A 16681-nucleotide genomic window follows, 5' to 3' on the forward strand; every position below is an offset into this window, starting at 1 on the left:
CGAAGGGCGTTAGCCCCGGTTCCTCCCCATTTACAAAGACCAATTCGAATGATGAAACACTACCTGGTCGAATCTATTTTCATTTGATTAGGAAGACTCAGACAGATTTACAAGACTCCCTTTGGCCTTTTGGGAAACAGTGGCTCGTTCTCAGCTAAGGTAAGATCTTTTGGATGGTGCCAGTTTGATTCCTGGCAGAGATCTTTGTATTTTTTAAGATAATTTGACCCAAAGTATTCCTTGAGCGAGGGCTCGAGTTCGAGCGCCTGTCTTGTTACCACTAAATGGCATAATTGCATAAACAAGTAACGGTCATGCTTGGCAATTTCTCCGATCTCTTTGAATCCATCAACATAAAATAATGTTAAAATTACGATTGCATCGATATCGGTCAATTTATCTGAAAGGTGAGACCAGTCAGGCGTGTTATCATCACCCATTACTGCGACATAATCTCCAACCCATCGTCCATTCGCATAATTTAACATCAAATGAAATGCGCGACTGGCAAGAGTTCTTCCCAATGCCCTGTGACGCAGATTTCCGCCCAGGGCGTCGATGCAAAATTTCTCTTTCTTCGTCAGATTGACATAGTAGTAATAGACACCCATCAATAGCTCGCGTTTTATTATTGTAGTGATTATGTAATTGATTTGACGATCGGTTTAATGTAATCCTATTGTTGATCAAGAACACGTTCTTTAGAGAAAATAGTTTGTCATCCGGTTCTCACAAAGATCAATATTTTGTTGATCCTGGGGATTTAATTCTCTATCTTAATGAATGTGTCTCCCAAACTCCTGCCTGCTCAGCTTACCTTAACAAGGAACCCACCCGATGAAAATCGCAAACGTTGATCGTCTGCTGTTGTTATCCTGTCTCATATTGAGCGTTGTGACGGCGCAGGCCGCTGATCCACCCAGTCAGGGAGATTCAAAACAGATTGACCTGGGCGGTGATGTTTCTCTTGATGTCGTTTATATTCCGCCGGGCAAATTCATGATGGGCAGCACGCCCGAAGAGAAAGCCTGGGCGACCGGCATTGAAGGGGGGGCGACGCCGGGCACCACGCGGGAATCGTATGAAGGGGAAATGCCCCGGCCGATGCAGGTCAGGGACGGGTTCTGGATGGGCCGCACCGAAGTCAGCGTGGGGCAGTTCAAACGCTTTGTCGAAGAGACCGGCTATGTGACCGATGCCGAGAAACCGGGCGGTGAGACGCAGGTGTTCGATCCCGAATGGAAAATCACTGCCAAAGCGCCGCCGCATCCCTGGATCTCGATGAAAGGCAAGAGCTGGCGCGATCCGAATTTCGGCTTTCCCCTGCGAAACAGTTATCCGGTCGTCTGCGTCAGTTGGAATGACGGCCGCGCGTTTTGTAAATGGCTTACCGAGCGCGAACGCAAAGCCGGTCGACTGCCGAAAGGACTGGAATATCGGCTGCCGACTGAAGCCGAGTGGGCCTATGCCTGTCGAGGGGGCAGCCAGGAGAGCCATTATTTCTGGTGGGGTAATGACCTGCGCGACGGCGAAGGCCGCTTGAATATTTCCGCCGTCGACTTTCTGCCCGGCCGCAACAAAATCTGGCCGCTGGCGAATGCGCCCTGGAGCGACGGCTTCGCCTTTGTCTCACCCGTAGACCAATATGGCGAAAAAGGCCGCAACGGTTTCGGAATGGCCGACATGTGTGGCGGCGTGTGGGAGATTGTCCTCGATCACTTCGATCCCAAAGGGGGGCACGAAGAACTCTATTTCGTCAAAGAAAATCCGCGGCCCGTCTGTCGTGGCGGCAACTACTTCGACGTCCCCGGCAACGCCCGCTGCGCCGTCCGTCTGGGACTGAAGAGTGAGAGCTACTCCGACTCCCGCGACGGCTTTCGAATTTGTCTGGGTGTACCCCGCGGGTGAGAACCCTTACTTCGGCACCTCCAGCCATTGCAGGTCGTCCGTCTTGAGATCCAGCATCGCCACCGTAAACACCTTGGCGCGGAACAGGGCACCCGGATTGATGCGGCGGGTGGTGCCTTCATGGAAATCATGTTGCTGATGCGAGTGGCCGGTCAGCAGGTAGTCGGGCTGCGCTTCCAGCAGGGGCTTTAAGTCGCGGGTAATATGTCCGTGGACGAGGGCGATTTGTTTTTCGGCCAGCGTGACTTCGCCGCCCCAGTGCAGGCAGTGGGCTCCCTGTTCTTCGGCCGACTGTTCGAGAATCCGCACCATATCGGAATCGTGATTTCCGAATGTGAAATAGAAGGGCAGCACCGCACAGGAGTTGACAATCTCCGGACTCGCCAGGTCGCCACAATGAAACAGCGCCTCGGCGCCTGCACCGCGCAACAGTTCGACAGCCCGCTCGGTGCGCTGCAGGTGATTGTGAGTGTCTGAAAGGATGCCGATCCGCACTGGTGCTCCTGATTCATAGAAGTAACGATCTGTAGTTCATTCTAGATTCAACGCACACGAAGACAACGAGATTCCCTGTCTGGCAGCTTCTCTCGTGCGATGCGGTATCTGGAACGATCAAGAGTTTAACAGCACCTGTTTCGTCATAATTACAATAAATAGCGAAAATGAAGTAAAATAAACTTTACAATATGTCGTGTGAGCATTACATTTAGTTGATGTTCGTTTTGGATCATCATCTATTAACAAAGAGGGGAGGTGCCATGACAGCGACACAGAAATTTGCCTGGTTTAATCTGCTGGTGGTTTTGGGCGTATTGTTGATCGTCGGTTGTCTGTACCCTTTTTTTGGCTGGAAAGCCCATGGTGCTCTGGGATTGACGGCCCTGCTGGCTCTCAGTCCCATATTCTATCGCAAACGCGAAAATGAAGTTATCACGGATGAGCGAGACGCTCTCATTCAAAGGCGCGCTGCCTTGATCGGCGCTTCGGTCTTCTGGCTCGTTTATGTGCTGGCCTCCAGTCTGCTGACTCCCCTGGTCTACGGTCAGGAAGGCTGCGTTCCCGTGGAGGTCGTGCAGGTGAGCGTCTTTTATGCGCTGGTGCTGTTTATTGGTGTCGTGTCTGTCGCGACGCTGATCCTGAACAGCAGGGGATAATCAATGGCGCCAAAAGAACGAGCAGACCTCACTAATCAGATTCGGCGTTTCCGCTTTGAACACGATGAGATGACGCAGCAGATGCTGGCAGACCACGTCGGTGTGACCCGGCAGACGATCATTGCATTGGAATCCGGTAAATATGCGCCCTCTCTGGCCCTCGCTCTGCGGATCGCCAGAACGTTCGATGTACCCGTCGAGGAGGTGTTTCAGCTGGTTGATGAGGAATAAGACTTTCCGCCTCAGTCATTACGAAAGTACAGCCGACAATTGGTCTCTGTTTTCTGAGGAGTTTGATTTGGAAATTGAATTCGAATGGTTCATCACACATAATAAAATCTGTTGCTTGCCCCACCCGCTTGAACCTCACTTACCCGGACAGGACTGCTCAGATGCACTTAAGCCGACCTTCTTCCTTACCGACACTGTTATCGTTCCTCATTCTGGGCGTCGCGCTGCTGTCAGCGAATCCTTCTGCCCAGGCCGAGCATGAGGGGAAAATTCAAATCCTCTTATTGGGAGACAGCACGACCGAAGGCAGCATTCCGCGTCGGCTCAAACCGGAAGGCCCGCATCTGGAAAAAGTACTCGAACAACTGCTGGCGGCGGAAGGGGATCTGCCCCCCTGTCATGTGATCAACTCCAGCCTGAGTGGCGAATACATTAAGCGCCTGTTCGATTCGGGTCGCTACGATCGTGACGCCGCCAAGCTGCCGGGCGTCGATTATGTCTTCATCCGTTACGGCTTGAATGATCGGGCGAAGCGCGAGAACTTCACCGAGAATTTTCCGAAAGACTTTCACGAACTGCTCGCGCGATTGAGGAAAGATCACCCTAATGCCGTCCTGGTTCCAATGACGGTAATCCCGTTTGCGAATGAAGAGGTCAGCAAGGAAATCAACGATCTGGTGTTTCAGGTGGCGAAAGAGGAAAATCTGGAAGTATTTGACATCTATCCCCGTTATGCCGCTGAGTTGAAAAAGGGATTCAACATGCTCAACTACCGCCGGTATCCGGTGGAGAAAGTGCCCGAGAAATATCAGGACCTGGTAAAACCATTCATCATGGGAGGTCGAGTGGTGGTGATGGCCAACGAACTCGATCCGATTCTGGGAGATCTGCCGGGCTGGTATTCTGATCGGCATCCGAATCTGGCGGGTTACAACGTGATCGCTGACGAAACCGCGAAATACCTCGCGAATAAAATGCGGAAACAAAAGACGGCTCAATAACGGGTCTCAGTAGAACAGGCAGGAGACAGGAACATGACAGGTGGTTTTCGAAATACATGTCTGATGTTGTCAGTATTGGCACTGCTCTGTTTTCCTGCAGAAGGGGAATGCGGCCTGTCTGCGGGCGCCGCGACGGTGGATATTTCACCCCCTACGCTGCCGGCGATTCAGAACGGTTATTTTGTGGAGCGGAACCAGAATAAGGTACTGGATCGCCTCCACGCCCGCTGTTTTGTGTTGAAGTCGGAAGAGACGACTGTTGCCATCATGGTCGTCGATTCCTGTATGATTCCGCGCGACATTTGTGATCGCGCCAAGATTCTTGCCAGCAGACAGACAGGCATCCCCGTCAACCGGATGTTGATCGCCTCCACGCACACGCACACCGCGCCGAGTGTGATGAATCTCTGTCTGGGGACGCGCAGCGATCCGAACTACGAACGGTTCCTGCCCCCGAAATTGGCCGAAGGAATCGCACGCGCGTATCAGAATCTCGAACCGGCGCGCATCGGTTTCACCGTTGTCGATGCGCCCCATCACACGCACTGCCGTCGCTGGTTGCGACAGCCGGACAAATACGCGGCCGACCCCTTTGGCGAGAACACGGTGCGGGCCATCATGCATCCCGGTTATCAGAATCCCGATTTCATCGGCCCCGCCGGCCCTGCGGATACGGGGCTCTCACTGCTCAGCATTCAGTCGGCGGACGGTAAACGGCCCCTTGGTCTGCTCGCCAATTATTCAATGCACTACTTCGGCACCGGCGGCGGATTTTCAGCCGACTATTACGGCAAGTTTTCTGCGCTGATGGAACAGAAAATCGCCGGCAAGCAGAACCCGCAGTTCGTCGCCGCCATGTCGCAGGGAACGTCCGGCGATCTGCAATGGATGGACTACTCCCAACCACGACGGGCCGATTATAGTATCGACGAGTACGCGGGCGGACTGGCCGATCTCGCCTTTGAGGCATACAAGAAGATCGACTACACGACTGGCGATCCGAAACTGGCGATGGCGGAAACCCGGTTGACACTGGACCGTCGCTTGCCAAGCCCCGCGCGACTGGCCTGGGCAAAGGAACTCAATACCAGTCGCGGCGACCGCCGACCGAAATCGAAACCGGAAGTCTACGCCGAGCAGGCAACGTGGATCGACGCACATCCGGAAGAAGAGATCGTGCTGCAGACGATCGGCATAAGCGACCTGGCGATCACCGCGATTCCCAACGAAGTCTACGGCATCACCGGCTTGAAGCTCAAAGCACAGAGTCCGTTCAAGCTGACCTTCAACATGGGCCTGGCCAACGGCGCCGCCGGCTACATCCCGCCCCCCGAACAACATTACCTCGGCGGCTACACCACCTGGCCCGCCCGCACCGCGGGTTTGGAAGTCAACGCCGAACCGCAAATCGTGGAGACACTGCTCGGCCTGTTGGAATCCCTCTCCGGCCAGAAACGCAAACCGCTCACGACCGACTTCTACAACAACCAGCAACGCACGGCGATTGAGAAAGCGAAAGCGGATGAGAATAACCGAGTGAATCGCGGGGTGGGGGAGTGAGGTTGTTAGGATTTCATTCTTGAGCTACAACGATCCAGAATCGTATTTCTCGAAGTAGTCATCAATCTCTCGGTCTTCGGCTTTCCAGTTTTGCCCACGAAGTTGGCGCATCGAGATGAGCCCCAGGAGTTCCAGATGGCTTGGGGCGAGAAATCGAAATTCAGAATTTTCTGCGACCCAAAACTCCATATCTGAAAGAATGTTTTCCTCTTCAACTCTGGAAATCTCAAATCCCAGAGACCTGATCGCCAGATAACAGGGGATTTCGGTATTCCCGGCAGCAGCGATGGATTCAACAGGTTTCTGATTCATAATGTATTCGTTCTGATGATTACTGATTTTGATATCTGGAATTCTTAAGTTTCATTTTATGTTATTTTCCCAGCTGAAAACATCCCCTTCGGGCAGTGGTTGAACGCCTGAGAGCCTCAGCATATAGAGCACCTGGGCGCGGTGGTGCATGCTGTGGGTGACAATGTGGGCCAGGGCGGTGCCGAAGGTTTTTTCGCGGGGCGGATCGTCGAGGTGGTCGATCCAGATATCATCCCAGCCGTTTGTTGCCTGGACTTTAACGGCGATGGACTGCAATCGTTTTTCGGCGACGGATAAACGCTCGCGCATGCCGTTGATTGCTTGATATGTTTGTCGTTCGATGGGATCACCGGCCATCAATGCCGACCAGATTTCCATGTTACCGATGATGTGATGCAGCGTTGCGCGGAGCGTATGGTGACCGATCTCGAACTCATGATTGAGTTGTTCATCGGGAAGCGTGGCACAGATCTCAAGCAGTTGGCGTGTGGTCCAGGCATCGTGGGCTAAGAGCCGATCAAGCAAGTCCATGGTTATTCTGATTTGTCAGTGGAAGAAACAGTGTAGGACTCGCCTTTAATGGCATCGACGATTTTCATCCCCTCTGTGAACTGTATGGCTAAATCCGCTGGTTTGACGGTTCCGTGTTCGATACGTGTGACCTCTATTTCCTGTGTGGAGAGAATCTCAGGCGCGGATGAACTCATAATTTCTTCACGCAGTTTCACCGGCATCCAGACATCACCCACGAGTTTACTTTCGAAGACGAAAAATCGCTCAATGCGCCACATCGGTTGGCCACCATCAACACGGAGTTCATTCCATCGGGAGTGGCCATTGATGGGAAGAAACCCCTTTTTCGGATCGAGGATGAAAATTCGTTTTCCCCCTGGTTTGTTGGTCCAGTGAGGTTGAAAGTTCACGGTGAGTTGCACCTTGCCATCGTCCACGGGCGCCTCGATCTCAAATTCCGCTTTGTGATCGATCAGATACTGAAACAGGTATTTGGATTTGTGTGGGTACACGCCGCGCAACCAGAAAATGTATTTATTATCGCTGATAATCGAATCATGGATTCTGTCGATCCGGCCAGAACTGCGTTTTTTATCAGTAAATGTAGCTTTTGAGATCCTCTGTTTGGCATCATATCCGTCAGAGATCCATTGGCAGGCTTGTTTTTCAGTAGGGCGAAACATATCCGAGTCCATACGGTAGGAATCTCCAAGCAGCCAGTGTCGACATCTTCTCAACATCGCAGCTTCCCGCAGTTTGCCGGGTAGTTCGTTCTGGTTCTCGTAAATGAGCCAGTTTAGATCAACCTCATAATAGAGATTCTTTGCATGTTCCAGCCGGCGCTGAAAGGCTTTGAGTAATAGCCCTTTTTGCTCAGACTCGTTCAACTGTGTGAATTGATCGATTGGAATTGAGATCGGCTTCTGATCCGCTGCCTGAGTGAGTGATCCACAGAGTAAGCAAACGACAATTGAATGTATGAATGGAAATCGTTGCTGACGCATTTCGAAACCTCGTAGAACTTCTGGGATCAAAGTAGGATCATAGAGTATTCCTGTGTTCAGTTTATCATAAGCGGGTTAAACTGAAAGTCTGAATTTCAAAATCGAGCTTGATTCTAAAAAGAGGTACAGAAGCCGTTGCTGTATCTGAGATGTTAAATCGGTTCATCAAAGGCCTTCGCGATGGAGCTGGCAAGCTGTTCCAGTGAGTAAAATTTTGTGGCGACGTCGCGGATGTGGGCGACGGTGGCGGATTTGATGAACATCATTTTGGCTAAATGACGCGAATCGCTTTGGGTGCTTTCGACGCGATGCTTGCGGCGTTTGACGTAGAGCGACAGGGCGTGTTCCAGGAACTCTGTGTTCGTGCGGGAAAGTTCATCGGCCAGCACGGCGGCGGACTCCATCGCCATCGACGCGCCGATGCCCGCGGTGGGCAGGAAGCCGGCGGCGGCATCGCCCAGCAGCACGACACGGCCGCGAGTCCACTCTTTCGAACGAACGTCGGAGAGTTTCCAGAAGAACAGGTCTTCGCTGTCGTCGGGCAGAGCGGCAAGGCAGGTGTCGACGAGTTCTCCCATGCCGGCGAATTGTTCGCGGAGGCGTTGTCGTCGGCCTGGTCCCGGCTGATCGAAGTTGCCTTCTACGGGCGCGCCCGCATAAACGCCCGCCCCCTCCTGTGTGGGATAGATGCCGAAGAAGCGGCCGGCGCCCCAGTGTTCCACGAAGGTCTCTTTTGGCACCTGATCGACGTCGACCCACCAGACCCAGCCACCCCAGTTCGTGTGGTAGTAGGGCTGTTCGCCGAACACAAGCTGGCGGACTTTCGAATGTAGTCCATCAGCACCGACGACAAGGTCGAAGGTCTCGCTCGTGCCGTCGTTGAAGGTGGCAGTAACAGCGTCTCCGGTATCGTTCAGTGATTCAATGGCGGTGTTGAAACGCAGGTCGGCGCCTTCGAGGGCTGAGTGCAGCAGCTTGATGAGTTGCGGTCGCGTGCAGCTCAGGTTGGGGCCGAAGCGGTCGGAGATGGGGGCCATCGACCAGTGTTTGACGAGTTCGCCGTGATTATCGCGGACTTCGTAGTGTTTGCATTCAATCGACTCGGCGGCGAACTGTTCATAGAGACCCAGGCCATGAAAGACCCGATAGCCGAGCGGCCAGAGTCCCAGCATATAACCCGCGTGGTCAAAGTTGGGGGCGCGTTCGATGAGTGTGGGTTCAAAGCCGCGCTGTTTGAGTAAGGCGGCGAGCGTCATACCCCCAATGCCGGCACCGACGATCAGAATGCGCATGGTTCCTTTTCTCCATAAAAGGGAATGTGATTTGTCCGAGGAACACACTTTAGCAAATCGGAACGTCTTAATGCGAGATGAAAGGCAAAAATGAATCGACGCGGTTTATTTTTCTACCACGAAAGACACGAAAAGCACGAAATGAAAGTAGAGCTCAAGTGGTGTGCGGACTCTGGAACGATTATTTCAGCGGCAGTGTGCCCAGATCGACGGGTTCTGTTTCGCCGTTCTTTTCTGCAGGCGGTACTGAGAAAATGTGATCAATTAGAGGACCAGGGTTCTGATTACCCTCGTAGAAATAAACGGACATCGAGTATGTTCCCGGTGGGGTATTATCGATGCGGAAGGAGCCGTCGCGATCCATGGTGGCGACCAGGTGAGGCGTCTCGGCCCTGAGCTTTTCATTGGCCCGCTGGTATTCCTCAATCGCCGCTTTTTCCTCGGCGTATTTCGGTGACTGTTTCCAGTTATCGAACCAGGTCTGGTATTGGACAGGGTCGTTCTGGAGTGTGTTCATCAGTGATACGATGGCAGGGGGCTCCATGTAGCGGTATGCTCGCAACGTGGCGAAGGGCCAGATGACTTTTCCCTGAAACGTTTCAGGGGGGACGAGTTTACCGATGACCGGCCGGCCTGAACGGCCTAGGTCCAGGGTGATGGTTTTTCCGGCCTCAAACTGCTGAGGAATCTGGATCGCCGAAGTCACTTCCGTTGCTCCCTCGTTGACCATGAATGTGATGTTGCGTCCAACGTAGCCGTTGCCAGGAAAGACGCGTTCAAAAACGTAGCGTCCGTTTTGATCGGTTTTGACTTGATTCCGAGTGTAGATGTGGGGATTATCCTCTTCGTAGACATTGATCCCGTTGCCTTGAATTGAGAGGGTGACATTGGGAGCGATCTGATTTGCTACACGGAATGTGCCTTCGAGCCGCGCCCAGGCAGTGAGTTTGATCGGGTTGGGTAGCTTCCCATTCTCGGACGAGAGATACGCGAAACCGGTGGGGTGAGTGATGACCAGTTGAAATGATTCCTGCCGTGGCGGTATGTTAAACAGTCCGTCAGCATCAGCGTGCACCGTGGTCGCATACGTGGAAAGATTACGCACTTTTCCATTCATGATGGCGATTTGTGTGCCGGCGATGCCGATCGTAATTTCGGCATCCGCGGCTGGTTTTCCGGTCGGCGTCTGGATGTGGGACGCGATATCCTCTGCCGGTTCCAGAGCGAAATCAAAAGAGACATTCCCCTCATCCGGTTTGATTTCGCGTGAGGTCGCGACCTGATAGCCGTCTGCTTCAATACGAACTTTGTTGATGGGAGCGTCTCGATTGATCCGCAGTTGATATTGGCCATCAAGCGATTCGAAGCGGTCGGTCGTGTTCCAGAAGATGTGGGACTGCTCCTTGTCCAGCGGGTAGCCGTGCGTGACGTGAAATTTTTTGACGGGCTGTTTGGTTTTTGCATCGATGACCTTGCCGGAGATGACCAACGTTTTGGGGGGAGCGAAGACATATTCTTCCTCGCGCGCCTGCAGGCTCTGGTCGGTCAACTGCATGCCTCCGGTACGACAGATGTCGGCCTGGAACTCGTCCAGCGGTGCCTCGTTCCATTCCCAGACGCCGTTCTCATCGGCATACTGACTGATGTGATCGAATTCAAAGTACTGGATGTGCCCCCGCCAGCGCTGGAAGAAAATCCGTGCTTTGGGAACGCCTTTTCCTTGTTCATCGACCACACGCACTCGTATCTTGCCCCCCGGCTTCAGGATGAAATCGACGGGTTCCATCTCGGGATCAACGCGGACTTCCTGCAATTCCAGCGCACGGCCGTTGGCGGAGACCACCACGCGCGCCATGCGGGGTTCACAACCACTGAGAATGTAGACGCCGTTTTCGTCCGTGGTTGCTTTGCGGATTTCATTGGCAAACTTGGTTCGCACCAATGCACCGAGGATGGGGTTGCCTTGCTCATCGGCCACCACGCCGACAATCGTCAGTCCTCGATCAAGGACAATGCGACCGGTGGGCTTTTGGTTTTTCTTAACAGTAAACTCGCTACGGGCAATGCGATTTCTCCAGGCACGATATTCGGGATGATTCACGGCGATATACACTTCCGATTTTGAAACGGGAATATGTGGGTACCGCCATTGACCGTTGGCATCGGTGGTGATTCTTGTGCCGACGCCCAGTTCACTGGAATCGCTGGGACGTTTTTTAAACTTCAGGCTGGGTGATACTCTGGCGCCGGCAATCGGTTTTCCTGCCTCGTCAACAACGGTACCGCCGACGGTCCAGGCTTTGTCGAGTTGCGCTGTGAATTCAGTGGGAATGGGGTCACGGTGGGGAACCAGACTCCAGGTGGCCCAGTACGGTCCATAGCCAGGTTGTTTGATATTGAGATTAAATCGCTTGAGACGAGTGGGTACCGTCAGTTGCAGTACCCCTTTTTTGTCGGTTCTGACATAGGGGCCGTAGGTACTCTTGCGCACGTATTTGCCGCGTTGAATTTGTTCGGGAGTCACGGCCGGATCGGTCCGCGCTTCAATCAAAGCGTTCGGCACCGGTTTTCCGGCAGAGTCAACGACGTTGAGTCGGAACGTGCGCGAATCCTCTTTTGCTTTTGAGGTATTGTTGGTAGGAGGCGGCGTTTTCTGGGTGACCGTTTTTTTCGCTGGCTCCTCTTTTTTTGTCACCGTCTGTGCGGTGGACGTCGAAACGAGCGAGACTAGTGGCAACGCTAATGTCAGCGCCAGCAGAGCGAGGACGCCGGTTCGGGAGACGCGCAGTGGTTCTCTCAAAGGTTCGCCGAACAAACGGGCCACGCGTTGGCGCATTTCAGACGGTGACTTTCCGCTGGCGGCGAGCGAAGAGAGATCCGGTGTGGTTGTGCTATTTCGTTTTGCCAGTTCGGCGATGCGCAAGAGGGCCGTCGCGTATTCTACGCGTGACTCGAACGCTGATGATGAGGCCGACGTTGATGGTGTTTGGCATGCCATTTCATCACAGCAAAATTCGCGGAGCACGCTGATACGGCGACTGAGATACCAGAGTGGTGGATTGAAAAACAGGATTGCCTCGGCGAAACGCTGGAGCAGGTAGATCCACATGTCGTAGCGTCTGACATGAGCCAGCTCATGCGCGAGAATCAGTTCGAGTTCCTCTGTAGTGAGACCACTGATGGTGGATGCGGGCAACAGAATCGTGGGCCGGATAATGCCGATGACTTTGGGCACAACGATCTGTTCTGCGCGAGCCAGGGCAGGTACGACCTTCATCGACCATTGCTGCGCCAGAGACCGCAGTGCTTCCACAAGGGGACCTTCGGAAATCAAAACGGCTTGCGAGCCCAGTCGGTTGGCGCGGATGCTGGCGATGATCAGACGTGTCAGCATCAGTGCAACGCCTGCGGCATAAATGGCCATAATCCAGGGTGCCAGCCACAACCACTGAGTTGGCGGGTTGAGGGTAGTGGGTGGCACAAGCAGAGTGCTCGTGACATCAGTCGGCTGTATTTGACGGACTTGCTGTGTCTGTGATTCGCTGGTGAGCGTTTCTCTCGAATCAATTCGCTCTATTTTGACCGGAGTATTTGAGAGGGAAGTGGGCTGTGGTTTGACATAAATCATGCGTACGGGAGATTCACCGGAAGTGTTTCTGACCGGTTCGACACGATGGAGTAGTTGATACGTGACCGGTACGGCGACCAGCGCTGTCACGAGGGCGATGACATGAAGCGTGTAACGCCGCTCGACCGAGGCGTTGCGCCAAAAGCGATCGAGACTCCAAACAACCAGCGCCAGCAGTGAAACCTGCCAGATCGAGTGCATGAGTGTCAGGCAAAGGCGACCGCTGAAAGCCGGGTCAATCAGTGTGTGCCAAGTCATTTCTTTTGCTCCTTTGCCTTGCGTGTGATCAGCTTACGAATTTCCGCGAGTTCATCCTGATCCAGGTCGACTGTTTCGAGCAGGTTGAGGACCAGATCGGAGGAAGAACCGTCGAACACGCGGGAGAGCACGTCTTCCATAATGCCACTCGTTACCGTTTTCTTCATCAGTTTGGGGGAAAACAGAAACGATTTGCCCTCTTTCTTTCGCGAGACAAACCCTTTGCGATACATGATATTGAGCATAGTGATCACAGAGCTATGGGAGAGCGGGCGGCCTGCTTTGGTTTCGAGTCGCGATCTGACTTCGCGAACCGGTAGTGGCGAGTCATCCCACAATACTTTGAGGATTTCGAGTTCCAGCTCAGTAGGATGTTCTGATCCCGGACGTGCCATGGAAGCAATTCCTTACAATCGGAAAAGGGGCAGATGCCAAATCGGCAATATGTTTTAATTCTTTAAAAGATGGTAATGTGATTCAGATCGTCTGTCAAGAGGATCTTTTAATTGTTTAAAAGATTGTTCTGGCGAAGGTTCTAGAAAAAGGAAAACCGGATCGACCGATTTCCAAAACATTAACTGCGAAATTTCACGGTTTATTCACAACAAGTTCAATAAAAAGTAATCCTTGTGTGAGTGTGAGATTCTGTCCCCTTGGGTTGTTTCAGAAGGCCGGGCATGGTGGTACACTTCTGTAAGGCATGTTTACTTTGACGCGGTCCGCCGAGATAGCAGAGGGCATTAGGAATGAAGATCATGAGAGCAATTCGCAATCGGGCAGCAGGCGTTTTATTATTTCTTGTCACGCCTGGTGTCGGAATCTTTTCAACGGCGCTTTCACTCAGTGCGGCTGACTGGCCCACGTACCGGGCCGACGCGCAGCGCAGTGGATTCACGACGGACGGTCTTCCGGAAAAACTTGCGCAGCACTGGCGTCATCAAGACGCACATTCACCGCAGCCCGCCTGGCCGCGGAGTACGCGTTTGACTTATGACCGTGTGAATCATTGTGTGATTGCCGATGGGCGAGTTTTCTTTGGCGATAGTGTGTCCGGGAAAGTTCAGGCACTGGATCTGAAGATGGGAAAACCGATCTGGGAATTTTTCACCGAAGGCCCCGTTCGTTTTGCACCAACGGTCTGGCGCGATCGACTGCTGGTGACCAGTGATGACGGTTTTCTTTATGCGCTGCGTGTTGATGATGGCAGTCTCATCTGGAAACACCGAGGCGGACCGAATGCGCAGATGGCCGTGGGGAACGAGCGCGTGATTTCCAAGTGGCCGGCCCGTGGTGCAGCGGCTGTGGTTGAAGGCGTGGTATATTATGCAGCGGGGATCTGGCCCAGCGATGGAATTTATCTGTATGCCTTGAATGCAGAAACGGGGAAGCCGGTCTGGTCGAACACGGACTCCGGCCAGATTTATATGCCTCAGCCGCACGGGGGGGCGAATGCCAACAGCGGCATTTCAGCACAAGGCTATCTGGCGATTGCCGGTGATCATCTGCTCGTGCCGGCAGGACGCGCGGTGCCTGCGTCGATGAATCGGTTGACTGGAAAGTTCGAATATTTTCACCTGCAGAAAAACCGGGCTCAGGGGGGCGGCGATACCGTTGTGGCCGGTGATCTGTTTTTAAACAGTGGCGTTGTTTTCAAAGCAGCCGACGGTGAAGCGATTGCGAAGTCAGCAGGCGGCCCGACCGTCGCTTTACCCGATGGTCTGGTCGAAGCCAGCAAGGGGAAGGTCACACGCTATCAATGGGTGGAAACTGAAAACCCGGACCGTAAAGGCAAGCTGGTTCGCTCAAAGGGACTCAAGCAGGTCTGGACGGTTAAACAGTCTCACCCGAGTGCGGCGCTCATTATTGCGGGGGACAAAATTGTGTCCGGCTCTGATGGGTTTGTTGAAGTCGTTGATCTGGAATCGGGTAAGCCGTTCTGGTCGACGTCCGTGGAAGGTGTGGCCTACGGTCTGGCGGTGAGCGGTTCTCATCTGGTGGTCAGTACCGATCGGGGCAACGTTTATACCTTTGGTTCAGCTGCGAAATCACCCGCATCGAAAAACAACAAAACAGAGGCGGTGACATCACCGTATCCCGCTGATTCCGCAGCCGCTAAAGTGGCGGCTGAAATTGTCGAGCGTACGAAGATCGACAAAGGATATTGCTTTGACGTCGGTTGCGGTGATGGTGCACTGGCTTATGAGCTGGCGAACCGGACGCAGTTGCGGATTGTGGCGATTGAGTCGGATCCGAAGCTGGTGGCACTAGCTCGTCAGAAGTTGACGGCGGCGGGCGTATATGGATCGCGGGTTATGGTGCTGCAGCGCCCGCTTGATCAGACGCATGGGCCAAACAAGGTCGCGAACCTGGTGGTCTCCGGCAGATCAGTCACTGAGGGGATCAAGGAACTGCCTGTGCAGGAACTCAAACGGTTGCAGCGACCGTACGGCGGGCATGTCTGTTATGGAAAACCGGGGGAATTGAACATCGAGCGGCGGGATGCCATTCAAGGGGCCGGCGAGTGGACGCACCAGTATGCAGACGCGGCGAACACGCTGTGCAGTAATGACAAACTGGTTAACGGCCAGCTCAGCATGTTGTGGTATCGGGATTTTGATTTTGTGATTCCCTCCCGCCATGGTCGCGGGCCGGCGCCGTTGTTTTCGAAAGGGCGTCTGTTTCATGAAGGCAATGATGGTCTGATCGCGGTAGACGCTTATAACGGACATGAATTGTGGCGATTCCAGATTGAGGGTGTCCTCGCGGCCTATGATGGTGATGAACTGATGGGGGCTTCGGGCACCGGCAGCAATTATTGTCTGGGCGGCGATTTTGTATTCATCCGGCATGAGCAGCACTGTTTTCAACTGGACGCCGCTACGGGGAAAGTGGTGCATACATTTGACGTTCCCCAATCCAAAGACCCGAAAGCAAAGGCAAACAAACAGCCGTGGGGATATATTGCCTGGCATGACGGAATGCTCATCGGCTCTGCCGCTGATCCCAACCATGTTGTCGCATATCGTTATCGAGACACGACGGGCGATATGTCGAAGCAGTTGACCGAGTCGAACCGGCTGTTTGCATTTGACACGAAAACCGGAAAATTGAAATGGCAGTACGAGTCGGAAGATTCGATCCGTCATAACGCGATTGCGATTGCCAACGAGAAACTGTACCTGATAGATCGTCCGCTGGCAGATTTTGATCGCACGAAAGAATCGAAACGCAACCCGATTCCCAAAACCGCCAAACATGCCACCGGTCAGTTACTATGTCTGAGCATTCACGATGGTTATGTGCTGTGGAAAAATAAAGAAGATATCTACGGCACGATGATTGCCGTCAGTGCAGAGAATGACGCGCTGCTGATGAGCTATCAACCGACGAGTTTCAGACTCTCCTCAGAGAAGGGGGGGCGGTTGAGTGTGTTCAACAGTAGTACTGGAGAAAAAACGTGGGAGGCGAAAGCGAATTACAGTTCCCGCCCGTTGATTAATGGGAAAACCGTGTATGCACAAGGGGGCGCCTGGAATTTGAAAACGGGCAAGCCGCAGCCTTTCAATTTTAAACGTTCCTACGGCTGCGGTGTTCTGGCGAGTTGCGAAAACATGATGTTCTTCCGGTCGGCGACGCTGGGCTATTTCGATTTTAACAAAAACAGCAGCATCGAAAATTATGGAGGCGTCCGCCCGGGTTGCTGGATCAATGCGATTCCCGCCGGCGGACTGGTGCTGGTTCCCGACGCGTCAGCAGCCTGCAGTTGCAGCTATCTGAATAAGTCCTGGTTCGCGTTGGAAACGCAGTCAGCACAATAGGC

At 53.4% G+C, this 16681-nt stretch carries 14 protein-coding genes; 6 read left to right on the forward strand and 8 right to left on the reverse strand.

Annotated features, from left to right (window positions below; translation table 11 throughout):
* Positions 1-107: 107 nt before the first annotated feature.
* Entirely contained in the window at positions 108-611 is a 504-nt protein-coding gene (locus Pan241w_RS00345; RefSeq protein ID WP_145209267.1) for a hypothetical protein, read from the reverse strand.
* Positions 612-837: 226 nt separating this feature from the next.
* On the opposite strand from Pan241w_RS00345, the gene Pan241w_RS00350 reads away from it, so the two are divergent.
* Positions 838-1908 carry a formylglycine-generating enzyme family protein gene (locus Pan241w_RS00350; RefSeq protein ID WP_145209270.1) on the forward strand — a complete coding sequence of 357 codons (1071 nt, stop codon included), beginning with the start codon at positions 838-840 and terminating at the stop codon, positions 1906-1908.
* 6 nt (positions 1909-1914) lie between these two features.
* On the opposite strand, the gene Pan241w_RS00355 is transcribed toward Pan241w_RS00350, so the two are convergent.
* Complete coding sequence (locus Pan241w_RS00355; protein ID WP_145209274.1) at positions 1915-2403, reverse strand: metallophosphoesterase family protein; 489 nt, start codon at positions 2401-2403, stop codon at positions 1915-1917.
* Between the two features lie 263 nt (positions 2404-2666).
* On the opposite strand from Pan241w_RS00355, the gene Pan241w_RS00360 reads away from it, so the two are divergent.
* The 4 genes from Pan241w_RS00360 (at position 2667) to Pan241w_RS00375 (ending at position 5854) form a co-directional block, all read left to right on the forward strand.
* Positions 2667-3062, forward strand: coding sequence for a DUF2178 domain-containing protein (locus Pan241w_RS00360; protein ID WP_198000234.1), 396 nt, complete (start codon positions 2667-2669; stop codon positions 3060-3062).
* 3 nt (positions 3063-3065) lie between these two features.
* Complete coding sequence (locus tag Pan241w_RS00365; RefSeq protein ID WP_145209280.1) at positions 3066-3293, forward strand: helix-turn-helix transcriptional regulator; 228 nt, start codon at positions 3066-3068, stop codon at positions 3291-3293.
* Between the two features lie 161 nt (positions 3294-3454).
* Entirely contained in the window at positions 3455-4294 is an 840-nt protein-coding gene (locus Pan241w_RS00370; protein ID WP_145209284.1) for an SGNH/GDSL hydrolase family protein, read from the forward strand.
* 33 nt (positions 4295-4327) lie between these two features.
* Positions 4328-5854, forward strand: coding sequence for a neutral/alkaline non-lysosomal ceramidase N-terminal domain-containing protein (locus Pan241w_RS00375; RefSeq protein WP_145209287.1), 1527 nt, complete (start codon positions 4328-4330; stop codon positions 5852-5854).
* Between the two features lie 24 nt (positions 5855-5878).
* Here the strand turns inward: Pan241w_RS00375 and Pan241w_RS00380 are convergent, their stop codons facing one another.
* The 6 genes from Pan241w_RS00380 to Pan241w_RS00405 all read right to left on the reverse strand — a co-directional run bounded on the left by Pan241w_RS00380 (position 5879) and on the right by Pan241w_RS00405 (position 13256).
* Positions 5879-6166, reverse strand: a complete 288-nt coding sequence (locus Pan241w_RS00380; protein WP_145209290.1) for a hypothetical protein — start codon at positions 6164-6166, stop codon at positions 5879-5881.
* A gap of 51 nt (positions 6167-6217) precedes the next feature.
* Positions 6218-6697 carry a DinB family protein gene (locus Pan241w_RS00385; protein WP_145209294.1) on the reverse strand — a complete coding sequence of 160 codons (480 nt, stop codon included), beginning with the start codon at positions 6695-6697 and terminating at the stop codon, positions 6218-6220.
* A gap of 2 nt (positions 6698-6699) precedes the next feature.
* Positions 6700-7683 (reverse strand): hypothetical protein, encoded by a 984-nt coding sequence (locus tag Pan241w_RS00390; protein WP_145209297.1) that lies wholly within the window; start codon positions 7681-7683, stop codon positions 6700-6702.
* Positions 7684-7835: 152 nt separating this feature from the next.
* Positions 7836-8975 (reverse strand): FAD-dependent monooxygenase, encoded by a 1140-nt coding sequence (locus Pan241w_RS00395; RefSeq protein WP_145209300.1) that lies wholly within the window; start codon positions 8973-8975, stop codon positions 7836-7838.
* 181 nt (positions 8976-9156) lie between these two features.
* Positions 9157-12861 (reverse strand): carboxypeptidase regulatory-like domain-containing protein, encoded by a 3705-nt coding sequence (locus Pan241w_RS00400; RefSeq protein ID WP_145209303.1) that lies wholly within the window; start codon positions 12859-12861, stop codon positions 9157-9159.
* Entirely contained in the window at positions 12858-13256 is a 399-nt protein-coding gene (locus Pan241w_RS00405; protein WP_145209307.1) for a BlaI/MecI/CopY family transcriptional regulator, read from the reverse strand. The genes Pan241w_RS00400 and Pan241w_RS00405 overlap by 4 nt, the downstream gene beginning before the upstream one ends.
* 360 nt (positions 13257-13616) lie before the next feature.
* Between Pan241w_RS00405 and Pan241w_RS00410 the strand changes: the two genes are divergently transcribed.
* Positions 13617-16679 (forward strand): outer membrane protein assembly factor BamB family protein, encoded by a 3063-nt coding sequence (locus tag Pan241w_RS00410; RefSeq protein ID WP_198000235.1) that lies wholly within the window; start codon positions 13617-13619, stop codon positions 16677-16679.
* Positions 16680-16681 lie beyond the last annotated feature (2 nt).

The sequence above is a fragment of the Gimesia alba genome (assembly GCF_007744675.1).
GTDB classification, from domain to species: Bacteria; Planctomycetota; Planctomycetia; order Planctomycetales; family Planctomycetaceae; genus Gimesia; species Gimesia alba.

Bases quoted from the DNA above. Each gene is read 5' to 3' on its own strand.
- Pan241w_RS00395 (WP_145209300.1), bottom strand. From the start codon at position 8,975: ATGCGCATTCTGATCGTCGGTGCCGGCATTGGGGGTATGACGCTCGCC.
- Pan241w_RS00385 (WP_145209294.1), bottom strand. From the start codon at position 6,697: ATGGACTTGCTTGATCGGCTCTTAGCCCACGATGCCTGGACCACACGC.
- Pan241w_RS00350 (WP_145209270.1), top strand. From the start codon at position 838: ATGAAAATCGCAAACGTTGATCGTCTGCTGTTGTTATCCTGTCTCATA.
- Pan241w_RS00405 (WP_145209307.1), bottom strand. From the start codon at position 13,256: ATGGCACGTCCGGGATCAGAACATCCTACTGAGCTGGAACTCGAAATC.
- Pan241w_RS00360 (WP_198000234.1), top strand. From the start codon at position 2,667: ATGACAGCGACACAGAAATTTGCCTGGTTTAATCTGCTGGTGGTTTTG.
- Pan241w_RS00410 (WP_198000235.1), top strand. From the start codon at position 13,617: ATGAGAGCAATTCGCAATCGGGCAGCAGGCGTTTTATTATTTCTTGTC.
- Pan241w_RS00400 (WP_145209303.1), bottom strand. From the start codon at position 12,861: ATGACTTGGCACACACTGATTGACCCGGCTTTCAGCGGTCGCCTTTGC.
- Pan241w_RS00345 (WP_145209267.1), bottom strand. From the start codon at position 611: ATGGGTGTCTATTACTACTATGTCAATCTGACGAAGAAAGAGAAATTT.
- Pan241w_RS00365 (WP_145209280.1), top strand. From the start codon at position 3,066: ATGGCGCCAAAAGAACGAGCAGACCTCACTAATCAGATTCGGCGTTTC.
- Pan241w_RS00370 (WP_145209284.1), top strand. From the start codon at position 3,455: ATGCACTTAAGCCGACCTTCTTCCTTACCGACACTGTTATCGTTCCTC.
- Pan241w_RS00390 (WP_145209297.1), bottom strand. From the start codon at position 7,683: ATGCGTCAGCAACGATTTCCATTCATACATTCAATTGTCGTTTGCTTA.
- Pan241w_RS00375 (WP_145209287.1), top strand. From the start codon at position 4,328: ATGACAGGTGGTTTTCGAAATACATGTCTGATGTTGTCAGTATTGGCA.
- Pan241w_RS00380 (WP_145209290.1), bottom strand. From the start codon at position 6,166: ATGAATCAGAAACCTGTTGAATCCATCGCTGCTGCCGGGAATACCGAA.